Origin of the sequence: Campylobacter sp. RKI_CA19_01116, from assembly GCF_025771405.1 — a bacterium.
Lineage (GTDB): Bacteria > Campylobacterota > Campylobacteria > Campylobacterales > Campylobacteraceae > Campylobacter_D.
In genome coordinates this window covers 243741-269425 of the sequence record NZ_JAKMQF010000002.1, presented here as the reverse complement: position 1 = coordinate 269425, position 25685 = coordinate 243741, and the positions used below count along the sequence as shown (strand labels likewise).

Annotated in this window: 25 protein-coding genes; 7 read left to right on the top strand and 18 right to left on the bottom strand. The window is 29.2% G+C overall.

The window, feature by feature from the left end; translation table 11 throughout:
* Positions 1-51: 51 nt before the first annotated feature.
* The 8 genes from L8U41_RS02775 to L8U41_RS02740 form a co-directional block, all read right to left on the bottom strand.
* Positions 52-549 (bottom strand): TlpA family protein disulfide reductase, encoded by a 498-nt coding sequence (locus tag L8U41_RS02775; protein WP_263727748.1) that lies wholly within the window; start codon positions 547-549, stop codon positions 52-54.
* The gene (locus tag L8U41_RS02770; protein ID WP_263727747.1) at positions 510-1001 is read right to left on the bottom strand and encodes a TlpA family protein disulfide reductase; all 492 of its coding nucleotides are present in this window, start codon (positions 999-1001) and stop codon (positions 510-512) included. Before L8U41_RS02770 ends, L8U41_RS02775 begins: the two co-directional genes overlap by 40 nt.
* Complete coding sequence (locus L8U41_RS02765; protein WP_012661870.1) at positions 991-1647, bottom strand: ABC transporter ATP-binding protein; 657 nt, start codon at positions 1645-1647, stop codon at positions 991-993. Before L8U41_RS02765 ends, L8U41_RS02770 begins: the two co-directional genes overlap by 11 nt.
* Positions 1647-2762 (bottom strand): ABC transporter permease, encoded by a 1116-nt coding sequence (locus L8U41_RS02760; protein WP_263727746.1) that lies wholly within the window; start codon positions 2760-2762, stop codon positions 1647-1649. The genes L8U41_RS02765 and L8U41_RS02760 overlap by 1 nt, the downstream gene beginning before the upstream one ends.
* Entirely contained in the window at positions 2752-4044 is a 1293-nt protein-coding gene (locus L8U41_RS02755; protein ID WP_263727745.1) for an ABC transporter permease, read from the bottom strand. The genes L8U41_RS02760 and L8U41_RS02755 overlap by 11 nt, the downstream gene beginning before the upstream one ends.
* Positions 4034-5455 carry a Fe-S-containing protein gene (locus L8U41_RS02750; protein ID WP_263727744.1) on the bottom strand — a complete coding sequence of 474 codons (1422 nt, stop codon included), beginning with the start codon at positions 5453-5455 and terminating at the stop codon, positions 4034-4036. Before L8U41_RS02750 ends, L8U41_RS02755 begins: the two co-directional genes overlap by 11 nt.
* Before the next feature lie 77 nt (positions 5456-5532).
* Positions 5533-6054 (bottom strand): ferrirhodotorulic acid transporter, periplasmic binding protein, encoded by a 522-nt coding sequence (locus L8U41_RS02745; protein WP_012661874.1) that lies wholly within the window; start codon positions 6052-6054, stop codon positions 5533-5535.
* Positions 6051-8126 carry an FTR1 family iron permease gene (locus tag L8U41_RS02740; protein WP_412175020.1) on the bottom strand — a complete coding sequence of 692 codons (2076 nt, stop codon included), beginning with the start codon at positions 8124-8126 and terminating at the stop codon, positions 6051-6053. The genes L8U41_RS02745 and L8U41_RS02740 overlap by 4 nt, the downstream gene beginning before the upstream one ends.
* Before the next feature lie 301 nt (positions 8127-8427).
* On the opposite strand from L8U41_RS02740, the gene L8U41_RS02735 reads away from it, so the two are divergent.
* Complete coding sequence (locus L8U41_RS02735; protein ID WP_263706910.1) at positions 8428-9762, top strand: cation:dicarboxylate symporter family transporter; 1335 nt, start codon at positions 8428-8430, stop codon at positions 9760-9762.
* Here the strand turns inward: L8U41_RS02735 and L8U41_RS02730 are convergent.
* Together L8U41_RS02730 and L8U41_RS02725 are read right to left on the bottom strand one after the other, a co-directional pair.
* Positions 9759-10616, bottom strand: coding sequence for a D-amino acid aminotransferase (locus L8U41_RS02730; RefSeq protein WP_263727743.1), 858 nt, complete (start codon positions 10614-10616; stop codon positions 9759-9761). The genes L8U41_RS02735 and L8U41_RS02730 overlap by 4 nt on opposite strands.
* Positions 10617-10627: 11 nt before the next feature.
* Entirely contained in the window at positions 10628-11605 is a 978-nt protein-coding gene (locus L8U41_RS02725; protein ID WP_263727742.1) for a glycosyl transferase family 90, read from the bottom strand.
* 129 nt (positions 11606-11734) lie between these two features.
* Here L8U41_RS02725 and L8U41_RS02720 point away from each other — a divergent pair, with 129 nt between their 5' ends.
* On the top strand, positions 11735-12226 hold the full coding sequence (locus L8U41_RS02720) for a hypothetical protein (protein WP_220517091.1): 492 nt from the start codon (positions 11735-11737) through the stop codon (positions 12224-12226).
* Here L8U41_RS02720 and L8U41_RS02715 read toward each other — a convergent pair.
* Together L8U41_RS02715 and rsmH are read right to left on the bottom strand one after the other, a co-directional pair.
* Positions 12223-13143 carry a hypothetical protein gene (locus L8U41_RS02715; RefSeq protein ID WP_263727741.1) on the bottom strand — a complete coding sequence of 307 codons (921 nt, stop codon included), beginning with the start codon at positions 13141-13143 and terminating at the stop codon, positions 12223-12225. The genes L8U41_RS02720 and L8U41_RS02715 overlap by 4 nt on opposite strands.
* 3 nt (positions 13144-13146) lie before the next feature.
* Positions 13147-14064, bottom strand: coding sequence for a 16S rRNA (cytosine(1402)-N(4))-methyltransferase RsmH (rsmH, locus tag L8U41_RS02710; protein WP_263727740.1), 918 nt, complete (start codon positions 14062-14064; stop codon positions 13147-13149).
* A 61-nt stretch (positions 14065-14125) separates the two neighbouring features.
* On the opposite strand from rsmH, the gene L8U41_RS02705 reads away from it, so the two are divergent.
* The 5 genes from L8U41_RS02705 to L8U41_RS02685 all read left to right on the top strand — a co-directional run bounded on the left by L8U41_RS02705 (position 14126) and on the right by L8U41_RS02685 (position 20142).
* On the top strand, positions 14126-14704 hold the full coding sequence (locus L8U41_RS02705; protein WP_257397147.1) for a class II aldolase and adducin N-terminal domain-containing protein: 579 nt from the start codon (positions 14126-14128) through the stop codon (positions 14702-14704).
* Positions 14705-14783: 79 nt separating this feature from the next.
* The gene (locus tag L8U41_RS02700; protein WP_263727739.1) at positions 14784-16262 is read left to right on the top strand and encodes a peptidylprolyl isomerase; all 1479 of its coding nucleotides are present in this window, start codon (positions 14784-14786) and stop codon (positions 16260-16262) included.
* Positions 16259-17638 carry a cell division protein FtsA gene (gene ftsA / locus L8U41_RS02695; protein WP_263663486.1) on the top strand — a complete coding sequence of 460 codons (1380 nt, stop codon included), beginning with the start codon at positions 16259-16261 and terminating at the stop codon, positions 17636-17638. Before L8U41_RS02700 ends, ftsA begins: the two co-directional genes overlap by 4 nt.
* 11 nt (positions 17639-17649) lie before the next feature.
* Positions 17650-18756, top strand: coding sequence for a cell division protein FtsZ (gene ftsZ / locus L8U41_RS02690; protein ID WP_039626779.1), 1107 nt, complete (start codon positions 17650-17652; stop codon positions 18754-18756).
* Positions 18757-18777: 21 nt separating this feature from the next.
* The gene (locus L8U41_RS02685) at positions 18778-20142 is read left to right on the top strand and encodes a nicotinate phosphoribosyltransferase (RefSeq protein ID WP_263727738.1); all 1365 of its coding nucleotides are present in this window, start codon (positions 18778-18780) and stop codon (positions 20140-20142) included.
* Here L8U41_RS02685 and ispG read toward each other — a convergent pair.
* The 6 genes from ispG to L8U41_RS02655 form a co-directional block, all read right to left on the bottom strand.
* Positions 20139-21203, bottom strand: coding sequence for a flavodoxin-dependent (E)-4-hydroxy-3-methylbut-2-enyl-diphosphate synthase (ispG, locus tag L8U41_RS02680; RefSeq protein ID WP_412175019.1), 1065 nt, complete (start codon positions 21201-21203; stop codon positions 20139-20141). The two genes, L8U41_RS02685 and ispG, sit on opposite strands and share 4 nt — an antisense overlap.
* A gap of 56 nt (positions 21204-21259) precedes the next feature.
* The gene (locus tag L8U41_RS02675; protein WP_263727737.1) at positions 21260-22753 is read right to left on the bottom strand and encodes a C69 family dipeptidase; all 1494 of its coding nucleotides are present in this window, start codon (positions 22751-22753) and stop codon (positions 21260-21262) included.
* Positions 22754-22873: 120 nt separating this feature from the next.
* On the bottom strand, positions 22874-24718 hold the full coding sequence (locus L8U41_RS02670) for a primosomal protein N' (RefSeq protein ID WP_263727736.1): 1845 nt from the start codon (positions 24716-24718) through the stop codon (positions 22874-22876).
* The gene (locus L8U41_RS02665) at positions 24715-25185 is read right to left on the bottom strand and encodes a type II secretion system protein (protein ID WP_263708497.1); all 471 of its coding nucleotides are present in this window, start codon (positions 25183-25185) and stop codon (positions 24715-24717) included. The genes L8U41_RS02670 and L8U41_RS02665 overlap by 4 nt, the downstream gene beginning before the upstream one ends.
* Positions 25186-25425, bottom strand: coding sequence for a hypothetical protein (locus L8U41_RS02660; protein WP_012661889.1), 240 nt, complete (start codon positions 25423-25425; stop codon positions 25186-25188).
* Positions 25412-25645, bottom strand: a complete 234-nt coding sequence (locus L8U41_RS02655; RefSeq protein WP_012661890.1) for a hypothetical protein — start codon at positions 25643-25645, stop codon at positions 25412-25414. Before L8U41_RS02655 ends, L8U41_RS02660 begins: the two co-directional genes overlap by 14 nt.
* Positions 25646-25685 lie beyond the last annotated feature (40 nt).

Below are 25685 nucleotides of genomic sequence, written 5' to 3'. Positions count from 1 at the left end.
GTTATCTTAAATACTTTAAACATAACAATATTAATACTTTCAATAAAAAAATTACTGTAAAAATTTAATCTTATTTTCTAAAATACTTTTTGGGGTAAGTCCGATGAATTTTTCATTTATTTTGCCTTTTTCATCATAAAAAACTATCACAGGCACACCATAAATTCCACCCACAGCTTTAGATAAAAATGAGCTTGCTTTAGCTTCATATAAAAGTGGCAAATCTAGCTTTTTTTCCAAAAGAATTTTTTGAGCTTCTTCTTTTGAATTAGCTCCATTTAGCACCGCTAAAATAGGAAAGTTTCTTTTTTTATTAAGCTCGTTTAACATAGGAATTTGTGCATTACATGCGCCACAATCTTGCGTGAAAAAAAATAAAGCGTAAGCTTGATTTGTATTTTGTGTTTTTAAGGTTTTTTCAAAACCATCATATTTAAAAGTATAGTTTTGATTTGAATTTAAGGTTTGAAATTCATTATTTGAGCATGCACTAAAGAAAAAAATGCTTATTAAAGCCAAGAAGCAATAGAAGCTTTTAGTTGCGACCATGGTTTTTCTCCTATAATTTTATCTTGCACAACTCCATCTTTAATGACAAAAGTAGTTGGCACTGCAAAAACGCTAAATCTTTGCCATGAGATATCTAAATCATCTTGCAAAAATGTGATATTTTTATAATCATATTTTGTAGCAAATTCTTCAAAATCCTTACCCTTATCTATAGAATCAAGCGCTAAAATAGTCATTTTTTTAGGGTATTGGTTAGCTAGTTTTTCCAAAAGTGGTAAGTCTTTTAAACAAGATGCACAACCTTGCTCCACAAAAGTTAAAACGATAAGATTATCAAAATCAGCTAGTTTGATTTTCTCACCTTCTAAATTTTTAGCTGCGATTTCTGGTGCTTTTAGGCCTATTTTACCGCCATTTTTATTGTTGTTTTCAAAACAAGCACTTAAAAAAACTAAACATAAACAAGCTAAAATTATACTTTTAATTTTCACTTTTCATCACTCCATGGCTTAAAATGATCGTTCTATCAGCAAAGGTTGCTAAGTCTGGATTGTGAGTGATTAAAACTATGGTTTTACCATCTTGTTTTAATTTACAAAAAAGCTCTAGAATATTTTTTTCATTTGCCTCATCTAAATTTCCAGTTGGCTCATCTGCTAATAAAATTTCAGGATCATTTACTAAAGCTCTTGCTATGCATAGTCTTTGTTGTTCCCCGCCACTTAGTTGGCTTGGTAAATGCGTAAGTCTGTGTGAAAGCCCTACTTTTTCTAGCGCCATTATAGCGTCTTTTTGCTCTATACTTGAGTGATAAAACTGCGCTAGCATAACATTTTCTAAAGCATTTAAATAAGGTATTAAATGAAATTGTTGAAAAATCAAACCTATTTTTTCTCTTCTAATTACGCTTTTTTCTTCTTCACTTAAATTTCCAACTTCTTTATCATCTAAAAAATACTCCCCACTACTTTGAGTATCCATTAAAGAAAGTATATTTAAAAGTGTTGATTTACCTGAACCTGATGGACCCATAATGGCTAGCCATTCGCCTTGTTTTACTTCTAGATTGATATTTTGTAAAGCTTTAACTTCATTAAAATTACGATTTAAATTTGAAATTTTTATAATATTTTTCATCACTCACCCTTTAAATTTTCACAAACATTGATTTTTAAAGCTTTTTTTAGCGGCAAAATACTTGCAAAAAATGCAAATACCAAAGAAACAAGTACCGCAAAAAATACTGAAAGCAATCTAAAATCTATACTTGCATTAAAAATCAAATACCCAAAAATATTTGCCAAAAAATATCCACAAAAAGCACCAAGCAAACTCGCACTTAAACTTAAAATAAACACTTCAGCTCCAAAGAGCTTGATGATTTCTTTATGCTTAGCTCCTAGTGCAAGGTGCAAGGCTATTTCTTTTTTTCTTGAAAAAATCACCGCACTAAGAGTGGTATTTACACTCAAAGAACTAATGAGCAAAATAGTTAAACTAATCAAAGCCATTAAAGCTTTGATCTTTTCTAAAATCACACCTTCGCTAATAGATACTGAAGCTATGACTTTAGCTTCTACATTGCCCTTGCTAAGCTCTTTTGCTTTTTGATCTAAACTTTCATAATCACCTAGCAAAATAGCTTGAGCATAATTTATCACTTCTTTAGCTGCTAACTCTTGAGCTTTCTTTAAAGAGATGATTAAAACCCCATCTTGCTCATCGTTACTTCTTAAAATAGCTTTGATTTTTACTTTGACTATTTTGGAAATGCTTGGATTATAAATTTGCAATTCTTGTCCTATTTTAAGTTCAAGTTGTTTAGCTAAATCAGCCCCTACAAAGGCACTATCTTCACTAAAATCACTCAAAGAAAAGCCTCCTTTTAAAACCTCCATAAAAGGCTTGGTAAGCTTTAAATTTGCAAAATCAACCCCAACTACCACTGCACTTGAGCTTTCAAGATTATAAAAACCATATAAAAATGGGGTTAAAGCCTTTGCTTTCAAGTTTTCTTTGGCTTGATTAAATTCATCCATGCTTAAAAACTCATCATCTTTTGGCGTGATGATAAAATTAGCCCCATAAGCTTTTAATTCTTTGGACAATTTTGTGTCAATATCAAAATAAATATTAAAAAATGAAGCACTAACCATAGCACCCATAAACACAGCTATAAAAATAATACAAACTCTTTTATAAGAAAAAATAAGAGATTTAAAAACCTCTTGCATAAAAAAATTATTTGCCATATAAAACCTCTGAAGTAGAAAGTTTAGAAATTCCTTTGATAGAAAACAAACATCCTAAAAATACTATAAGCACTGCAAAAAATAAACAAATTGGTAAGATAATCCAGGAAATTTCAATGGTATGTTCAAATATACTCAAGGCGATAATCTCTGACATACCTATACCAAAAGCAAAGCCCAAAACAGCCCCAACTAAAGCTACCACAACCCCTTCTAACGCAAAAATCATATAAATTTGCAAAGTGCTAGCACCTAAAGCTTTTAAAAGCCCTATTTCACTTTTTCTTCTAAAAATATCCGCACTCATTAAAGATGATATGGCTATGGAAGCTACGATTAAGCATATAATACTAACTACTGCCATTAAAGATTGAATTTTAGATACTATCAAACTTTCTGCATCTGAAATCGCACTCACTACTTTTGTGCTAGCACCTTTAAAATCTTCTGCGATTTGATAAGCAATAGAACTTACATAAGCAGTACAATACCACTGATCATACTCAAGCTGATCAAGGCTATCTACATCGCGTCTTGCTTTTTGTGCTAAATCATTTTCAGGTATAGTCAAAGCTGAAACTTCTGCTTTAGCAAATAAACCTTCCTTTTTAGAAAGTTTTTGCGCTAAAAGTAAAGAAGTGATGATTTTATTTGAAAAAGCTTGGGTTAAATCCATAATACCAACAATTTTCACTTTAAAAAATTGTTCATTTTGCACAAGGGTGATTTCATCATCTATTTTTAAATCATACTTTTGTGCTAAATCTATTCCTAGCATTATTTCATCTAAACTATCATCTTTTGGGTAATTTCCTTTGATTTGACTATATTTGTATAATTCTTTAATACCCGCATAAAAATCATCATCATCTTGAATCTTTATAGCCTTATCAAAATAAGTTCCTACTAAAGAGATATTTTCATAATTTGCATTTGGAGTTTGAATTTTTACTTGGGTATCTAAAAATGGCGCAAAGGCATTAATATTATTTCTCCAAAAAATTTCTTTTATAGTATGAAGCTTGTTTTCTTCTAAAAAATTTTGATTTTTCAAAGGCTCATAGATTTTATTACCCACTTCTACACTTAAACTTGCACCTTTAGGTAAAACTAAAATGTTTGACCCATAACTTCTTAATTCTTTTGTGATTTCATTACCTATACCCAAAGTAAGATTTAACATAGTAGCCATAAGTAAAGTAGCTAAAAAAATCGTTAACAAAGCTAGAGATTTTTGAATTTTATTTTGAAAAATGGAATTTTTTACAATCTTAACTTGCATAGTCATTTCCTAATAAATTATGAATTCTATATTTTGAAGATTTATTCATATCGATGTATTTTAAAGGATCGTTTTTAAACTCTTCATAGTTTTTTTCATTAGCAAAAAAATATGTTCTACCTTTATAAACATAAGATCTTGGCGCTTTTAAATTAATTAATTCAGTATGATCAATAGGATCATAAACTTTCTTTTCTACTACTTGAGTGAAAAAATTAACCCCATCTAAAATTTCTGAAAAAGGTATGATAACCTTACCATTTTCAAATTTATACTTCATAGGGATAGGATTACACCCACCTGCTTTACCTACACTTGGTAAGAAAATTCTAACGTTACATGAGATACAAATTAATTCTCCACCTTTTTTAACATACCCCATATCCCCACATATACTACAAGCATCAAAAACTGCTACTGGCGAGTCTTTATCTTCTCTTTTGTTAATTAAAAAAAATCTCACCACCTTACCCTCATCGCTAATATAAGCAAAGCGATGTAAGTTATTATCTCTTAAAATCGCTACATCAAAAACAAATTCATCATTTTCATTTGGCTCTACATAGGTTGGCTCGTCTATGGTTACCGGTCTTGAAGCATGCAAGTCATAAAAGAGAAAAATACAAAGACTTAAAACCATAGCACTAAAAATACTTGCACTAAAATTAGTTATAGTTGAATTTTTTGCTTGATTTTTTCTAAATTCTATATCAAAATCTTTTTTCTTGCTGTTTTCACTCACTCTTTGCTTTAGAGCTAAAACTATACAAATTCCTAGCAATAAAAACCATACATAAGTATAAAATTTAGCATAATATACACTTTTTGCCACATAGCTTAAATATAAACTTTCTGTTTCTACCACGCCTTCTCTCATAAGGTGCAATAAAATTTGCGCTAAAGCTTCATTTAGATAAAAAATCACGATAATAAATAAAAATAAATTTAAAAACTTAAATTTAAATTCCCTTAACCATCTTGTAAAAAGATAAATCCCAAAACACACAACAAAAGCAAGCAAAATTAACCCAAAAGAACTAATCGCTAAAGAATCTAAAAAATTAGTGCTTAATATAGGAAAGTCAATAGAAATATGTAAGTATTTTATACCAAAAGCAAAAGATAGTAAAAAAAGTAATATTGCTTGAATTTTTTCTTTTAAAAAATTATTTTTTATAAAAGAAAAAATGATAATACCCAAAAACAATAAAACAAATAAAATATCATTAGAAAAATATAGCAAATCATAACTTAGTGTTTTAGCGCTAATAAAAAAAGCAAAATAAGAAAAAACAAAACCCACAAAAGCAAGTTTAAACACTAAAGAATTTTTTAGATTATAAAAAAATAAAGCACTTAAAAGTGCATAAGAAAAAAATACTCCAAAAAAATGTACAAAATAAATCGACATAGGCTCTTCTTTGATAGAATTTATTTATAAAATCAATAATTTCATAAATAAACCCTAGCAAAAAGCTAGGGAAAAAATCACTTAGGTTTTCCTGTGTATTTGAAGTTATATTTAACTGAAAATGGCTCAAACCACTTACCAACACCTGTTTCTTTATCAACATGGCGTCCAAAACCTTGTTTTTCTGGACTTTCTATTAAAAACACTAACTCATAGTTTCCTATGCCTGTATCCATTTTTAAATTTGCACCATAGTGAGGGCCATCATCTGCAACCATAGGCATAAGAGTTCCTGTTTTTACTTTACCATTATCAAGATTAGTTAGCTTATAAGCTATAGTTAAATAAGGGATCCAAAAGCCTTCTGGAAAGCCGTTTTTATTACCCTTTAATGCATGAATATCTGCTTCAAGGTGAATATCTGCCAAACTTGCTGCAAGGTCAATCCCTCTTGGCTCCATTTCGATTGGTTGTAAATAAACCGCTGCTATTTCCATACCATTTAATTCATAAGGATCGCCAATTGGCACCTCTGCTGCAAAAACTGAACTAGCTAAAATACTAGCTGCTGCGCCTAAACTTAATAAAGTTTTTTTCATATTTTTTCCCTTTTATTTGAAATTTGCTTTGTTATAAAAATACCCATAATGAGTAAGATTAAAACCATAAACTGAGGTATGATACTCTCATAGTAAGGATAAATTCCAAGCCACAAAATTCCTTCAAAATCAAAAGGAAGCAAGCTTGGGGTGATAACCTTAGCTTCTATGAGCTCACCAACGCCTTTGCCCGTAAAGACAAAGACCATATAAAAAATAATGTATGAAGTTATATAAAAAAATTGTTTTACTGGTATTTTTAAAGCACCAGCTTTTAATAAATAATAAAGTATGACAAGTATAATTAATCCACTAGCTAATCCTATAAATATAAAACTATAATCCGTGCTTGTTTTTGCATCAAATAATAAAGCCTGATAAAAAAGAATAGTTTCTGCACCTTCTCTATATACAGCTAAAAACACACTAAACCATAAGGTTTTTGCTGAATTATTTGATATAGCTTCAACTGCTTGAGTTTTTATGTGATTTGCCCATTTTTTATTTTGCGCATTTGATAAAAGCCAAAAACCCACATAAAACAATAATGCAACAGCCACAAGCATAGTAATGCCTTCTAGTAACTCTCTGCTTTGCCCTGCTTGTTCTTTAAAAATCCATGAAATAAAAAATGCTGTTACAAAACTTAAAAATACCCCACTCCAAAGTGCTGAATATACTATATTTAAACGCTTCTTATTGCCACTTTGAACTAGGTATGAAACTATAGCTACAATAATAATTAAAGCTTCCAAACCCTCTCTTAAGATAATACCCAAAGCCCATATAAATAAAGACATAGGTGAGGATTCTTGAATTTTATCTAAAGAGCCTTCCACTAAGGCACTAAGCTCATCGAAATTTTGTTTTAATTCTTCTTTAGAAGCACTTGCTTTAATAAGTGCAACACCTTTTGAAAAATAACTTTCTATTTTTAATTTTAAAGCACTATCAATAGCACCAATTTTACTTTCCATGCCACTTGCTTCAAAAATATCCAAATACACATTTTGCAAAGCATCTATACTATTTAAACTAAATCCCTCATAATTTTGCAAAATATCATTAAGAGCAATTTTCATATCATCATATACTTTAGTATAGTTTTTAGTACTCATAGCACTTTCATCAAAGCCTTTAACTTGAAGCAAGGCTAATTCTTCTTTAGGTAGAGCTAAAAACGCTTCATATAATAAATCTGATATGTTTGAAATTTCATCTCTAATAGTTTTTTCATCTAAAATATTAGCATTGATTTTTCTTATAATAGTTCTAAGTTTAGTTTGAATTTTTTTATCCACTCCTGCCTTAGTATATCTTGCCACTAAAACTTCTACTTTTGAATTTCTATAGTCTTCAAACAATGCTGATTGAATCAAATCTTTAGCTTTTTGATAGTCTTTATTTACAAAAGCTAATGCAGCCTGATCAAGCTTTGAAATCATAGAATCCATTAAAAATTGCAACCTTGCATCCAAAGTCGAAGCTTCTTGTAAAGCTAGCAATGCTTCATCTTTTTGAGTGTCTTGCTCTTGAGCAATCAAACTTTGAGTTGAGTTTTGTGAAGTTTGTTCTTTAACATTCTCTCCAAGCAAAGCAGCAAACATCGCTTCAGCTTGTGCTTGGCGTTCTTTTTCTGCTTTTAAAGATGAGTTTTCAGCTGCTTTTTTATCATAATTTACATCACTAGCTTCAGCTTTAAGCTGGAAGCCTTTTTCTAAAATAGGAACTATTTCATCTAAATCAAAATACAAACTACTAATCAAAGCTTCTATTTTAGAAAAATCTTCTTTATCTTTATATAACTTTCTTAAATTAACAAATTTACGCTCCATAACAATGGCTTTTCTACCAACATTACGCCCAATAGAGCCTTCCATGGTTTCAAAATGCTGAAAGTATGCATCTTCTGCTTTTTTCTTTGCTTCTAAATTTTTATTTTCTTTGTATAAAATCATACTTTCATTTAAAATTTGTTTGATTGCTTGGGCTTCTTTTTGATAATCAATCTCTCTAGCATAAACAATAGTACAAAATAAAAAAATTATCAACAAGCTTATTTTTTTAAACACTATTTTACTCCGAAATGATATTCATTTTTAAAATCATAGTCGCAAGTATAGTACTAGCTTTCTTAAATTTAGATAAACATTATCATTATTTATTTCATAATAAATCAGATAAAAATACTACAAAATGCTACTTTTAGCTACAAAATAAGCTAAAAAATTATTATTTTTAAGAGTATTGTTTATTTTTTATTTGTTTTAATCATAAAAATAAGTTTTTCTTTGCTAATATGTGGTGGTTTTAAAAATTCAAGGAGTTTTTGTGCTAGTAATTACCCATGAAAAACCAAGCAAGCTCAAAAAAATGTTAAAAAATTTAGGTTTTTGGGTGATTATAGGAATAATAGCTGGTATTAGCCTTGGTTTATTAGATAAAGAACTTGCACTAGCTAGTAAAATCGGGGTAGATTATTTTATACAAGCTTTAAAATTTTTAATAGGGCCTATTATATTTTTGACTATTGTTTTAGGAGTTGTTAGCCTTGAAAGTCTAAAGCAAGTTGGAAGTATAGGTGCTAAAGCTTTATTATACTTTGAAGTAGTGAGTACTTTTGCTTTAGCTATTGGTATTTTTATGGCAAATATCATGGGACCTGGAAAAGGAATGAATCTTGATCCAAGCACCTTAGATAAAGATAGTGTAGCTCAATTTGTCAATAACAATATAGAAATAAGCGCACAAAATGAAATTTTACATATTTTAAAAGACGCCATACCTACTGATATCATCGCTGCTTTTAGCGAGGGAAAAACCTTGCAAATCTTAGTTATAGCCCTAGCTTGTGCTTTTATTATTTCACTTATGAGAATTGATGAGAGAAAAGCTATACAAAAAACCTTAGAAATAATGCAAAGTTTTGTTTTTAAAATCCTAGAAATCATTATGTATTTTTCTCCTATTGCTGCTTTTTCTGCGATGGCATTTTTAGTAGCAAAATATGGGCTTGACTCTTTGTTAAATTTAGGATATTTACTTGTTGTTATGCTGCTTGCTTCTTTGCTTTTTATCTTTGGAGTTTTAGGACTTATTTGTTTTATTGCCAAAGTTAATATTTTTAAATTTATGCGTTTTATTTCAAGAGAAGTTTTGATAGTTTTTGCTACAAGCTCTAGCGAATCAGCATTAGCTCCACTCATGAGAAAGCTTGAAAAAGCAGGAATTTCAAAAGCCACCGTGGGTTTAGTATTGCCAACTGGATATAGTTTTAATCTTGATTGTACTAATATTTATTTGGCTATGAGTTTGATTTTCCTTGCACAAGCTTTTAATGTAGAGCTTTCTTTAACGCATGAAATTAGCATTTTAATCGTACTGATGATAGCTTCAAAAGGTGCTGTTGGTGTAACTGGTTCAGGTTTTATTATACTAGGAAGTACGCTGGCAGCTTTATCTAATATGCATATTGCAGAAGCTAACAATGGCTTAGGAGCAAGTTTAGGCGAGGTTTTACCAGTAGCTGCTATTTCTATACTCTTGGGTGTGGATAAGTTTATGTCTGAAATTCGTGCAGTAGGAAATTTATGCGGTAATAGCGTAGCAGCTTTAATCGTAGCTATTTGGGATAAACAAATAGACTGGGAAAAGTTTCGCTACGCTCTTGATAATCCTAAAGAATTTACTAATGCGGGTTTTGATTAAAAAACCTCTTTTTGTATTTTTTCTACATATTTTTCTCTTAGTTTTTGGGTATAAAAGCCTACTTTACCATCATTAATCACCTTGCTATCTGCTTTTATAACACCTAAAATCAAAAAAGTAGCCGCAGAAATAAATACCTCATCAGCCTCATATACTTCTTTCATACTAAAAGCTCTTTGATCTACTTTAAGATCAAGTTCTTTGGCAAATTTCAAGATATTTTTACGGCGAATTCCTGGTAAGATTTCATTAGAAAATGGCTTAGTAATTAAAGTTTTATCTTTTATAATAAAAGCTGAACTACTAGAAGCTTCCGTTACTAAAGCATTTTCTACCATAAAAGCTTCAAAAACCTTAGCTTTTATAGCTTCTTCTTTTGCAAGACATTGAGCCAATAAAGAAATTGATTTTATATCCCTTCTTTTCCATCTTAAATCAGCTGTTGAAATAACACTCACCCCATTTTTAGCATGCTCATGCTCAATCACCTTGCATTCAAAAGCAAAAGCCATAATAGTAGGTTTTAATCCCTTCAAAAGAGCAAAATTTCTACTAGCAATCCCTCTAGTAACTTGCATATAAAGCCCACCTTCTTTAAGAGAGTTTTTAATGATTAATTGTTCTAAAATATTTTCAAATTCTTCTTTTGTATAAGGAATTTGTAGTTCAATTTGAGCCAAACTACGCTCAAAACGCTCCCAAAATTCTTCTTTGTCAGCTATTTTTGCATTTACCACAGGAACTACTTCATAAATTCCATCTCCAAAGATAAAACCTCTATCAAAAACACTCACTTTAGCTTCACTAGCTTTTACAAACTCATCATTTAAAAACACCACTTCCATTTCTTGCATAAGTCCTCCTTTTAATCAAATAAATCAACAATATCTTTTGGCAAATCAAGCTGATTAGAATAATAAAAATACTTAGCTAAAACTAAAATTCCTATATAAAATTCTATCTTTTCATCCAAAAATTGCTCTATGTAAGCATGGGCATTTTGAATGATTTCTTTTGCTCTATGCGGATTAATTAAATAATAATCAAGCAAAGCTTCTACATTTTCATAATCATCATCAATCAAAGCAAAGTGCTCATTTGGAACTAGCTTTCCTTCCATAAACCAAGTCTCATAACGCATTTTTGGAGCTAAAACTAAAGAATTTGTTCTCATCGCCCACTTTAAGTTGCTTGCTACGTCATTGCCTTCTAAAGAAAGTAAAAATTTAAACTGAGTTTGATAGACTCTACTGATTTTAAAATTTAAATTTTTAATCCATTTTTCAGCTTGAATTTTTCTACCACCAACATGAGCAATATCGCAACGAGGATTATCAAAATACTTTTCAAAAAATTTAATACGATGGGGCTGATAAATCGCGCCTCTAAAAAAAAGCAAGTCTTTTTTATCTTCAAATTGATTTTTGTCCTGTATAAAATCAAAATGTCTGTTTTTATCTAATTTTAAAATGATGTTATTAAAACCATTTTCAACCGGTCTTGATTTAGCTATACTTGGATATTTAAGATTATAACTAATATCCCCAAAACCTTTAACCCATAAAAAATCATCATCAAAATACTTACTGATTGCATAAGCATCATAAGTATAAGAAGTTTTTTTAAAAGGAAATTTTCCTATTTTTTCATAATTTTCAAATTTTTTTATATCAAAAAAATCATTTTGCAGATTATAATAATTCAAGCGAGTAATAATATTATCTATATTTTTGAGTTTTAAAATTTCTTTTAAAATATTTTGTAATTGATTTTGATAAATTTTTCTAGGTATAAAACTCTTAGCTATGCCTTTTACATTCATCATAAATCTAGAATCTGCCATTTTTCTTCCATTTTGATATTAAAATAATATAAATTTTAACACAAGAATTCATTTACAAGACTTAAAATTTAGTTTAATTAAAAACAAAAATGTTAAAATCACAAAAATCACATACTAATTGGGTAAAAAATGAAAATACAAGAATTTATTTTAAACTTTATTTTTAAAGTTTCAAACCAACCTGTTAATTTAAAAGATTTATTAGAAGCAAACGCCTTACTTAATGAAGGCATGATGGTAGATCCTGCGAAATTAAATTTTAAATTTAAGGTGTTTAATTCTTATCTTATTTATGCATTTTTTTGCATAGCTATTTTAGTTCCTATGCTCATCATTAGTCATTATTTTTTAACAATTATTGATTTTCATATTAGTATTTTAAGCGCTGTTTTTGTAACCGCTTGTGTTTTTATTGGCTATGATATTTTTAAAATTTACACTAGAAAAGTAATAAGCAAAAGATTATTAAAAAAAGCTTGGGCTTTGCATTTTCCATATTTTGCTTATGAAAAATATTCAAAAATAGCAGAAAATATTTATAACCAAGCCATTAAAGAAGAAATCCCAAAAAACCAACTCGAGCAATATGTTTTAGAAAAAATCATTCAAACACAAGATTAATCTAAAAAGTCTAAAACTTGATTTTGAAAATACAGTGCTTCAAGCTGTCTTTGAAGCTCTTTGTTTTCTTCATCTAAAACAAGTTCTTGCGATCTTAAATCCGCTATATCTCTACTAACATAATAAATTTGATTTCTAATATAAATTTGTGGGAAAAATATCAACAAAGCAAATGCTATCATTAAACCTGCATATAATAAATTTTTAGGACTTAAATTTTTATTTTCCTCACTTACTATGCTATCTAAAAGCTCATATTTATCTTCTTGATTATACTCTTGATTTTCTTCAAGTCTTACTTTTTCTTCTAAAATTTTTTGTTCTTGTTTGGCTAATTTTTCTTTTTCTTTTAATTCCTCTTGAGCTTTTTTTATTTTTTCTTGTTCGATTTTTTTTTGCTCTTTTAATTCTTGTTTGAGTTTAGCTTTTTCTTTTCTTTTTTCTTTTAAATCTTGAAATTTTGAAGTGACAAAAACATTGCTTTGAGTAAGAATTTTAGATATTTGAAGAGAATCTTTATTTTCTTGTTTTTTTTCTATTTTTCTTACTTCTTGAGTTGATTTGTTACTTTTAAGCGTTTTAGAATTTGCAATATTTTTTTTATCGAATTTTTCTTTTTGCTTTTTGAAAAAATTAAATTGTAATTTAAAAGGTTTTTTTTCTTCTAATTTAACATTAATCAAATCTTCTTTTAAATAAATAGCGGATTGTTTTTTGGGTTTTTCTTCATATTCTTCATCAAAATCTGTAAATTTAGGTCTTTTTTTACGTTGTATTCTATTTTTTAATATACGGTCACTTTCATTAAAATTTTGCTCATACTCTTCATAAGGCCTACCTTCTTTAATAGCCCTAGAATATTTCAACATTTTTTCGCGTATATTTTGCTTTTCTTTTAAAAAATCATCTTCAATCATTATTTACCTAAAATAAAAAATTCTCATTTTTGCACAACTTGATCTGCTATTATAGCTTATTTCTTCTTTGGAGGCACTTATAGCTTTTTTACTTAAAATTTTCCCAAGACTATGATTTTTACCACATTCACATTTTATGGCTCTTTCATCACAAATACAGTCTTTTTCCCATCTTTTAAAAGTATTTTTTACTATTCTATCTTCTAAAGAATGAAAGCTAATAATAGCTAATTTACAATTTTTTAATTTTGCATTTTCTATGTTTTCAAGTAAGGATTTTAATTCACCAAGTTCATTATTTACTTCTATACGTAAAGCTTGAAATACAAGCAAAGCTAGAGATACATTACGTCCTTTTAACTTAGCATTTCCTATAATTTGACTTAATTCTTTTGCGCTTACAATCTCTTTTTGATTTCTTGCATTGATAATTTTTTGAGCAAGCATTGAAGCAACCGGTGCTAAATCTCCATAGTCTTTAAAAATTTGCTCCAAGGCTTCCTTGCTGTAAGAATTTACCACTTCTTTAGCGCTTAAAGGATTATTTTGATCCATTCTCATATCTAAAAAATCAGAATTTAGTGAAAAACCTCTATCATTTTTGTCAAGCTGCAAAGAAGATACACCGATATCAGCTAAAATTCCTCTTAAGTTTTGCGTTGGAATTTGAGTTAAAATATCTTTAAAACCTATATGATTAAAACTTATCCTATCTTGAAATTTTTTTAAAAATTCTTTAGAAAAATTTAAAGCTTCTAAATCTTTATCACAAGCAATTAATCTTAGTTTCTCATGAGCTTGCAATAACGCCTTAGAATGCCCTCCATAACCCAAAGTGCAATCTAAAAAATCCCCACTATCAAAATCATCAAAAACATCTAAAACTTCTTGCAGTAAAACAGGAATATGTGGACTTTGCAAAATAAACCTTTAAAATATTTTTTAGTATAATATCTTAGTTAAGTTTAAAACAAGGTTTTTAATGAATAAAGAAAATATCATTTCTCAAATCAAAATACTTTCTACTTCAATGTTTAAAAAAAATTTTTTTGGAATTTGCCACGGATCAGTTTCAGCAAAACTATCTCAAAGTTCTTTTATTATAAATAAAAATGACACTTTTTTAAATCAACTAGATGAAAAAAGTTTAAGTATTTTAAAATTTGCAAAAGATTATAGCTGGGATGAGGCAAGTAGCGATAGTGAAATCCATAAAAGTATATATGAGAACATACCTGAAGCCAAATTTATATGTTTTGCCTGCCCAACCTATACCTTATCTATGAGTTTAAATCATGATTTTATAACACCTCAAGATTATTTTGGTGAAATTTTTCTAGAAGAAATTCGAGTTTATAATCCTAAAAATTATGAAGATTGGGAGGATAGATCACAAACTGAAATTTATCGTTATATGTTAGAACAAAAACAAAATTTTGTTGTTGTAAAGGGCTATGGTATATTTGCCTATGGTAGAACAAGTTATGAATTAGGTAAAATTATAGATTTAATTGAAAATTCTTGCAAAATTATCCATTTAGCGGAAACAAATTTATCATAATAATTTAAAATTAATCTTTTATTAATCACAAATTATTTATAATTTATAGTTTAATTTATTTAATCAGATTGGGGTAAAAATGCTCACTTGGATGCAGCATCATAAAAAATACTTAGTTGTAACTATTTGGATTAGCGTTATTGCTTTTGTTGGAGCAGGTTTTGTTGGTTGGGGGAGTTATGATTTTAACACCGATAGATCTAGTTCTGTTGCAAAGGTAGGCGATGAAAAAATAAGTTATGATGAGTTTAATCTTAAATATTCTCAATTATTTAGCTATTATTCTCAGCTAAACAATGGCAATTACACACAAGAACAAGCACAAAAAGATGGCTTAGACACCCAAGCTATTAATGAACTTATACAAGAAAAACTACTACTTTCTTATGCTAAAACCTTGGGTTTAAATGTGAGCGAGGAAGAAATTGCTTATGATTTAGCACATCAAAAAATCTTTCATAATGCTTCAGGTGTTTTTGACAAAAATTTATACTACAATCTGCTTGCAAGAAACAACTATACACCAAAAACTTATGAAAAAATCATTCACGATGAGTTATTACTTAAAAAAATCAATGCTATTTTAAATTTACAAATCAAACCAAATGAACTTGATATGTTTGGCGCAAGTTTTTTAATGCAAGATAGTTTAAAAGTTCAAGCTATAAAACTTGATAATAAAAACATAACAATAGATGAAAAAGAGTTAAAACAAACTTGGGAGAAAAATAAAGAGCTTTATAAGACGCAAAAAAGTTACGAGCTTGCAACTTATTTTTTAAACCCTGATATAATCAAAATTGATGACAAAGAAATCCAAGTTTACTATGAAGAAAATAAAAATGACTATAAAGATTTTGCAGGGAAAATTCTAAGTCTAGAACAAAGCAAAGATAAAGTTATAAAAGATTTAAAACTTTCTAAACTTAAACTTAAAGCCAATGAAAGCTATGTGGCTTTGAGAAAAAACGAGCTTAATTTTGATAAAAATATCACAATCAGCGATGCTGATATTTATTATCCTTTAGAAAATATACAAAAAGCTAAAGAAAATGATTTTATTAAGCCTTTTAAATTTGAAAACGGCTATATGATTGCAAAAGTTATAAAAATAAATCCTATACAAACTATGACTTTTGAGCAAGCTAAAAACGAAGTAAGTAAACTTTACATTAAAGAAAAAACTAAAGCCTTATTAGAAGAAAAAGCAAAACTTGCCCTAGATAATTTCCAAGGCATAGACATAGGAACTTATAGTCGCGACTCAGCTAAAAATGCAAAAGTAGGTGATATGATGAATGATGCTGAATTTAGCGAGTTTTTAATGCATGTATTTGACTCAAACAAAGCTAAATCTTATGTATTGTTTGATGATAAAGCAATTGTTTATGAAATCACAAAGCAAACTTTAGAAAATAAAAATAAAGAAGAAATTTATAAATTTATCATAGAGCAAAGTGCTAAACAAACCAAGCAAGCTTTACTTAAGGAAGAATTATTAAAAAAACTTATAGAATTATATCCAATTCAACGCTATTATAAAGGAAATACAAATTGAATATTTTAGGAATTGATTTAGGCTCAATACAAACTTGCGCCATATTAGCACAAAAAAGCGAAGAAGGACTAAAAGTCATTGGTTTTGGAAAATCAAAATCAAATGGTATAAAAAAAGGAGCAATTACTAATATAGAACTTGCTTCAAAATCCATAGAAGAAGCAGTAGCTGATGCACAAATGATGTCAGGCGTGCATTATGATAAAGTAATTGTATCTATTTCAGGTGCTTATGCAAAAAGTGTAGATAGTATAGGTGTAGTTAATATACCAAATCATGAAATAGGTATTAAAGAAATTCACAGAGCAGTAAGCACAGCAAAGCATACTGCAAATATACCTAGTGGATATGAAATCATTCATGTATTACCTTATAATTTTAAAGTAAATGATCTTGAACATGTAGAAGATCCTTTGGGAATGAGTGGAAATCGCCTTGAAGTTTCTACGCATATTGTAATCTCACAAGAAGTGCATATTAAAAATCTAAAAAAAGCTGTGGAGCTTGCTGATCTTAGAGTAGATAACATTGTTCTTTCAGGATATGCTTCTTCTATTGCTTGCTTTGATGATAGTGAAAAAGAATTAGGCGCTATTTTAATCGATATGGGTGGAGCAGTTTGCGATATGGTCATTCATGCGGGTAATTCTATACGATATAATGAATGCTTACAAATTGGCTCAGTAAATATCACCAATGATTTATCCATAGCTTTACATACCCCGCCAAAAGAAGCAGAAAAACTAAAATTAAATTATGCATCTTTAGCGCAAAATGAAAACTCAATTATACAAATTCCATACATGGGTGATGAAAAAAGAAAAAATGAAGTTTCAGTAGAAGTCATATCCAATGTAATTTATGCAAGAATTGAAGAAACTATTATTATTTTAGCTAAAATGCTAAGCGATAATGCTTGTGCAAATCAAGCAGGAGCAGGTATAGTATTAACAGGTGGAATGACAAAATTTGCAGGACTTGACAAGCTTGCTTCAGCTTATTTTGATAATAAAGCTGTTAGAATAGCGACTGCAAAAAAAGATACTATGGATGGTTTTAAAGAAATTTTTGAAGATGCAGAAAATAGCTGTGCTATAGGTCTTTGTTTATATGGTGGTGGGCATTTTACTCCTTATGAATTAGATTCTAATGAGAAACTAAGATACAAAGGAGAGCCTGAATTTATCAATAAACAAATCAAACAAAATCTTACCATAGATGAAAACGAAGAAGAAAATAAAGATTTTGAAGAAATTTTTCAAGATCAAAAAGAATTTGAAGATGAAAAAACAGAGTTAGCAAAAATAGAAACAAAGAAAGATAAAAAAACGAATTTAATGCATAAATTTTGGAATAAATTAATAAACCAGTTCTAATAGGAGACACAATGAGCGAATATCTAGTGGAAGAAATGCAACACGCAAAAGGTGCAAAAATAAAAGTCATAGGCTGCGGTGGCGGTGGCGGTAACATGATAGATCATATGGTAAATATGGGTTTACATGATCTTGATCTTATTTCAGCTAATACTGATGCACAAGCTATAGCTAAATCTTTAGCAAAAACTAGAATTCAACTAGGTGAGAAAAAAACCAAAGGTTTGGGTGCTGGAATGCAACCAGAAATTGGGGCAGAAAGCGCAAGAGAAAGTTTTGAAGAAGTAAAAGCTGCTTTAAGTCAAAGCGACATAGTATTTATTTCAGCAGGACTTGGTGGTGGAACTGGTACAGGTGCAGCTCCTGTTGTAGCACAAGCTGCTAAAGAAGTAGGTGCGCTAACTGTTTCAGTTGTAACTATGCCTTTTGCATTTGAAGGAAAACAAAGAAAAAAATTAGCAGAAGCTGGTTTAGCTGAATTAAAAAAAGAAAGTGATTCTATCATTGTAATCCAAAATGAAAAACTTCTTAGTATACTCCCAAAAAAAGCAGGTATAAAAGAAGCATTTAAACTAGTTGATGATATTTTAGCTAGAGCTGTTAGGGGTATGGTGTCTATCCTTTTAGAAGATGGCGATATTAATGTTGACTTTGCTGATGTTAGAACTGTTATGAGCCACAGAGGTTTAGCACTAATGGGCGTGGGTCATGGAGAAGGTGAAAATGCTATCATGGATGCATTATCAAGTGCTATAGAATCTCCATTATTAGACGGCATGACTATGAAAGGCGTTAAAGGCGTAATCATCCATTATAAAATTGGTCCTGAGTGCTCATTGATAGAAATTTCACAAGCTACTCAAAGTATTAGCGATATAGCAGATGAAAACGCAAAAGTAATCTTTGGTGCAACGACTGATGAGAGTATGGGTGATCGTGTTGAAGTTACTATCATTGCTACAGGTTTTGAAGATAAAGCTGAAATAGAAAGTGCTAAAGAACAAGAAGAAAGTAAAAAAAATAGCTATATGAATTTACGTAAAGCTAGCGGTGGATTTGATGAAGAAGTGATTTCTCAGCTTGATGTTCCTGCTTTCTTGCGTCGCCAAATGGATTAATTTTTTAGTAAAAATCCTTATATGAATTTTTCATTATTATGTGATTTTTACGAACTAAGTATGGCTTATGCTTATTTTAAACAAAATATGCATAAGCAAATTGTTTATTTTGAAGTTTTTTTTAGAAAAGCTCCTGATAATGCTTCTTATGCTGTTTTTTGTGGATTAGAACAAATCATAAATCATATTAATCATTTTTCTTTCTCTAAAGATGACATAGATTTTTTGAAAAATACTAAAAAATTTGATGATGAATTTTTAAACTACCTTTCAACTTTAAAATTTAGTGGAGATATACTAAGCGTTAAAGAAGGTGAATGCGTTTTTGCTAATACTCCTTTAATGACCATTAAAGCACCTATAATAGAGGCTTTATTGTTAGAAACTTTCATACTTTTAACCCTAAATCATCAATGTCTAATTGCCACTAAAGCCAGTAGAATTGCTCAAGTTGCAAAAGAAAAATTGCTTTTAGAATTTGGCTCTCGCAGAGCCCATGGAGAAAGTGCGGCTTTAAATGGTGCTAGAGCTGCTTTTATAGGTGGTTTTCATGCAAGTGCTTGTACTTTAGCTGGGAAAAAATTTAATATTCCTATTAGTGGAACCATGTCTCATGCTTGGGTGCAAATGTTTGATGATGAACTAAGTGCTTTTAGAGCATATTGTCAAATTTATAAAGATGATATAAGTCTTTTGATTGACACTTATGATTATAAAAATGGTATTGAAAATGCTATTTTAGTTTTTAATGAATTAAATGCGCAAGATTCTATGCAAAATTATTCTATCCGTATTGACTCAGGAGATTTGTTTAAGATCTCTAGATATATTAGAAAAAAACTAGATCTTGCTGGATTAACAAAATGCAAAATCATAGCTAGTAATACTTTAGATGAGTTTATCATAGAAAAATTACTAAAAAACAAAGCTCCAATCGATGCTTTTGGCATTGGAGAAAAGCTTATTACTTCGGCAAGTTCGCCTATTTTTGGAGCTGTTTATAAGCTTGTTGCATTAGAAAAAAACAATCAAATCATCCCTAAAATAAAAATTAGCGCAAGCTCAAGCAAAACAACCTTACCGCATTTTAAAAAACTTATAAGGTATTATAAAAACAATAAAGCAAGTTTTGATATTTTATATACACATGATGAGAGTATCAAAAATTATCAAGGTTATATATATAAAAATTTACATGAGCTTATTTTTAAAGATGGAAAATTAGTTTATGAGCTTCCTAACTTGAAAAATATTCAAGAATATCATAAAAAAAGTATTGATGGTTTAGATTTTAAACTAAAAAAACTTCAAAATCCAAGTATTTATAAAGTAAAAATTTCTAAAAAATTACAAAATATGCAAAAAACTTACTTAGAAAAAAATTAATCTTTTTCTCTAAGTTTTACCTCATCTTCTACTTCAAGTAAAAATCTATCCACAAGCTCATCTTCTTTTAATTTTGCCACCACTTCACCATGTCTTATAACTAAACCTTGATTTTTTCCAAAAGCAATCGCCACATCAGCACCCTTAGCCTCACCCAAGGCATTTACAACACAACCCATAACACTTATATTTAATGGTTCTTTTATATGTTTGGTTTTTTCTTCTACTATTTTAATCGCTTTAATCAAATCACTTTGAATTCTTCCACAAGTTGGACATGAGATGATATTTACTCCACTTTTTTGCACTCCACTATCTTGCAAAATAGCCCTTGCTACTTTGATCTCTTCTTCAAGCTCCCCTGTCATAGAAACTCTCATTGTATCGCCTATACCTTTTAAAAGCAAATTTCCCAAAGCAATCGAGCTTTTAACCGTGCTATGAAATTTGGTTCCTGCCTCAGTAACTCCTAAATGAAATGGATAATCACAAAGTGGTCTTAGAGCTTCATAAGCTTTTATAGTATTTTGCACATCTGAAGTTTTCATAGAAATTTTAATGTCAAAAAAGTCCAAATCTTCTAGTAATTTTATGTTATACAAAGCACTCTCAAGCATAGCTTCTATATTATAACCATATTTATCGCTAAATTGCTTTTCTATAGAACCATGATTTACCCCTATTCTAATAGGAATTTTTCTTTGCTTGCAAGCTTGCACTACTTCTTTGATATTTTCTTTTGAGCCTATATTTCCTGGATTAATTCTCACCCCATCGATAAATTCAGCACAAAAAACTGCTAGCTTATGATTAAAATGTATATCCACTATTAAAGGTAAGGGACTTTTTGCTTTGATTTCTTTTAAAGCTCTTGCATCTGCCATATCCAAGCAGGCTAAACGCACTATATTCGCACCGGCAAAATAAAGCTTGTTAAGCTGCTCTAAACAACCTTCAATATCTCTTGTTTTGGTAAAAAGCATAGATTGCACCGAAATAGGAGCATCACCACCTATTAAAACATCACCTACTTTTATTTGTCTTGTTTTGTACCTTGTCATTAAAATCACTCTAAAAATATTTTTAGAGTATTATAGCCCAAAAATGGGCTATATCATTAATCTTTTTTATTTTTATTAAGAGATTTATATTTTATATCCATATCTCTTGTTAAAAGGGTAAAAATTTGATTTGTCAAATCTTGAGTAAGTTTTTTAGCTTCCATTTGATTTTGCAATGAAAAATCAACTAAAATTTGCTTTGCTTTATTCTTATCTTTTTTATAAAGACTTAAATATTCTTTTTCCATAGCTTCTTGTTTTAAAGATGTATCTTTTTCAAATTTAGCATAAGCATTTTTTACAATAGGAGCATACTTATTATAATCACTCATTACAAGAGTTTGCAACTTGCGATAAATCCAATAAATTGATTTATCATCAGCTTCATTTGCTCCTTGTTGATAGCCTGCAATAAATTCATCATTACCAAAATAATAAGGCAAATACACACTCAAATCAGCCATTCCTATTGCGACATAATTTAACCTACCTATTTCTTTAGGAAGCCACGGCCTAACTTGCATAATGTGAGATTCATAAGTTCTAAACACACTCACAACACGGTAAATGTTTTCATTTTCATTGAAATTTGCATATGGATCATATTTTGTTCCATCATAGTGCGATCTTAAAGCTTTTTTTAAATCATCCACACTAAGTTTTTGCTCAGGTTGTAAAAACACATTAAAATTAGCACCATTTTTTACATCTTGATTTAAAGATGGATTAAACATTTTTTGTATCCACCAAACTCTAGGATAATTATAAGTTAAATCTCTATCATCATTTCTTGTATAAACTTTAAAAAAATCAAAATCCTTATCCACTTTAGGATTATACGCTTTATGTATTATGGCAAAATTTATTAAATTTTTAGAATGCAAGGTATTTTCATCGTTGAATTTTAGTTGTTTTAACCTACCTTGGTTCGCACTAACAAAATACGAATTATTAGGAATTTTTACAGCCATCCACTGATGTGCTGTGGCACTTTCTAAATACCAAATTTCTTTAGAATCCACAAAAGCTACTCCAAAACCCTCAGCAGCTCCTTGCTTTTCTATAATATCACCCAATAACAAAACACCTTCTTTTGCGCTTTTAATTCTTGGAAGTAAAACATCTAAAATATCATCTTCACTAATGCCATTTTTCTCATTATAAGGATCAAATTTTAAAAGTTCATCTTTTGCATAAATTGATTCAGTAGCACTTATCCCAACACCCATTTCATTAAAACCAGTAGCACCGTGTAATTTACTTTGCCAATTAGCTATAGTGCTATATTGAAAAGATTTAGTAGGTAAAGGGTAAGTAAAATCATTCATTCCTTGATGTGCTTTAGTGCTATAAATACCTTTTTGATTTTCAGCTCTTGGATGGATTAAAAAAACCTGTGCTTTATCTGCTTTACTATCAGCACTTCTTGCAACCAACATAGAGCCATCTTTACTTGCTTCATTTGGCACTAAAATAGTAGTACAAGCTAAAGCATTATTAAGCAAAGCACCAAAAAATACACAGTTTGTAAGAAAACTAAACTTTTTCATTTTCCCTCCTTTAAATTTAAGAAATTAAAAAAGTATATTCTTATCAAAATAAATTTAAAATTAAAAATAAAATATTGTTTTTATTATAAAATAATAATTATTTATAAATAAATATATTTTTTAAGAAAAATCAACTGGATCTATATCGCAAGTAATATTTTTAAAATTTAAAGCAAAATGTTCAAATTTTACAAGTTCTTGATGGGTATTAGCACGCAATAACACATAAAAACGCCATTTTTTATTTAGCATTTCAATGCCACAAGCACCATGGCCTACTAATTGCACTTGTTTTAATTCTTGAACTTTATTAGCTATAAATTCACACAAATTTAAAGCTTTATTTTTATCCTCATCTTCAATAATTAGCCTTAAAAGTCTTTTAAATGGAGGGTAAAGCCCGCTCCTAACATTTAATTCATCTTTTAAAAAACTATCGTAATCTTGTATATATTTTTCAAAAAAAGATCTATTTTTAGTTTGTAAAAGCACCCTACCCTCACCCTTTCGACCTGCACGACCTGCTACTTGCATAGCAAGAGCCAAAGTCTCTTCCAAAGCTTTAAAATTAGGTCTAAATAAATACTCATCAAGACCCAAAATCACACTCAAATCCACGTTGTGATAATCATGTCCTTTAGCAAGCATGGAAGTGCCTACTAAAATATCAATTTTTTCTTGATTAAAATCTTTTAAAATCATATCAAGCTTTTTTACACTACTGATCTCATCACTATCAAATCTTTTTATGATAGGATTAAACTCAGCCAATTCTTTTTCTAAAAGCTCACAAAGCTCTGCTGTGCCCATTTTTTTAGCTTCAAGCATAACTCCATTGCAAGTTGGGCAGATTTGATCGATTTCTTTAGTGAAATTACAATAATGGCATTTTAATGCATTTTTATTTTTATGTAAACTCAAAGCAATAGAACAAAAAGGGCATTTAATGGTATTAGCGCATTCTTTGCATAAAATTTGTCTAAAATTTGCCCTTGTAGGTAAAAATACCACGGCTTGCTTTTTATTTCTTAAGCTAATTTTTAATTCTAAAAGTAATTTTGACGAGACACTAAGCTCACTCTCATCGTATAAAAACTGCTTTTTACTTTCAAAGAAAGTTCCTTTAAGTCTAAAACAAGGATGTTTATAAAAACTTACAACACTTGGAGTAGCTGAACCTAAAAGAACTTTTATGTGCATTTTTTTTGCTACAAATAAAGCTAAATCTCTTGCATTGATTTTTGGATTATTAGAAGCTTTATAAGAATTATCATGCTCCTCATCAATAATAATCAAACTTAAATTCTTAAAAGGTAAAAACAAAGCCGACCTAGCTCCCACCACTAAAAGAGCTTTTGAATTTGCTAAATCTTGCAAACATTCTTGCTTTTTTTTCTTAGTAATTTTAGAATGCCACAAGAAAAAATGCTCGCCAAAATACACTTTTAATCTTTTTTGCATTTGTGGAGTTAGAGCGATTTCTGGCATTAAAAGCAAAACTTGCTTTCCTTGCTCTAAATATTCTTTTATCAAGCTAATATAAATTTCAGTTTTACCACTTCCTGTATCACCAAATAGCAAACTAGTTTGTTTAGTTTTTATAAACCCCAAAGCCTCTTGCTGATTTTTACTTAAACTAGGTGCTTTTTCTATATAAATTTTTTCATTTTTATACTCTTTAATACTTTCAAACATACCTAAAACAAAAGCTATTTTACTAGCATAATAATAAGCAATAAATTGAGCAAGTTCGTATTGATATTGCGTTAGTTTAAAACCTGTTTTTTCTTTTATAGCTTGGGTTTTAAAATCAGGCTTTGAACATTTTTGTAAAATTATAGATTTGAGATTTTTTTTCCTTGCAAGATCAACTATTACCTCATCTAAAATTTCAAATTCTTCTTCACTTTCATAAGTTAAGGTATCTAAATAATATCCTTTAATAGCAAGTTGATAAAAATTCAAAACCCATAATCCTTACAATTTAAACTCACACATTCTAAAAAAACTTTTTCACTATTATAAGAAAAATCTATGTAATTTTTAGAATTTATAAAAAATCTATATTGAGTATTTGCTATTTTCATCCACGATTTTTTAGATGAAATGATTGGTTTATCTAAAACGCTGTAAGTGCATTGTTTTGTATTTTTATAATTTTGAGAATGAGAACATACAAATAATTTTTGATTTTCACTATTTATTAAAGCTTCATCTAAAATTGCTGGAAAATCCTTACTTTCTTTAAATAAAAACTGATTTCTAAGTAAAGACAAAGAAGCATTGATAAGCTCCACCTCACTTTTTACTTGAATGAGTTTAGCATCGTTTTTTCCAAAAGAAAAATACGGATAAGCAATTACGCTAAGAATAGCAATAATCATCATACAAAAAACAAGCTCTATCAATGTAAAAGCTTTTTTTGTTTGCATTTATTTTATTTCTTCATCGATAGTATTGATAAGTTTATTGAGTTCTTTTTTTAAGATATAGTTTTCGTAGCTAAGTTTTACAAAAGCATTAATGAAATTTGCAAGCTCTATCTTGCCTGTACCTCCAGAAATTAAAGCAATTTCATCTTCAAGATGATTTGCAAATTCATTACTGCATGTTACAACAAAGTCTTTTGCATAGACATTAATTGTAACTTTTCTTTGGTTATTGTTTGCCAAGAACTGCCTCTATTTTTTTGATCACATCTTCGCTTTCAATATTTTTATTTTTAAGCTCTTCTTCTAAACGTGCGATTTGATTATTTTTAGCTTCATTTTGTGCTTTTACACTTACTAATTCATTTCTTAAATTTTCATTGATTTCACATACTTCATTATATTTAGCCAAAAGCTCATTTACTTTATCTGTCATTGTGTTGATTATTCTTTCATCATACATATTTTCTTGCCTTTATTGATTTTATATTTAGAGTATTTTA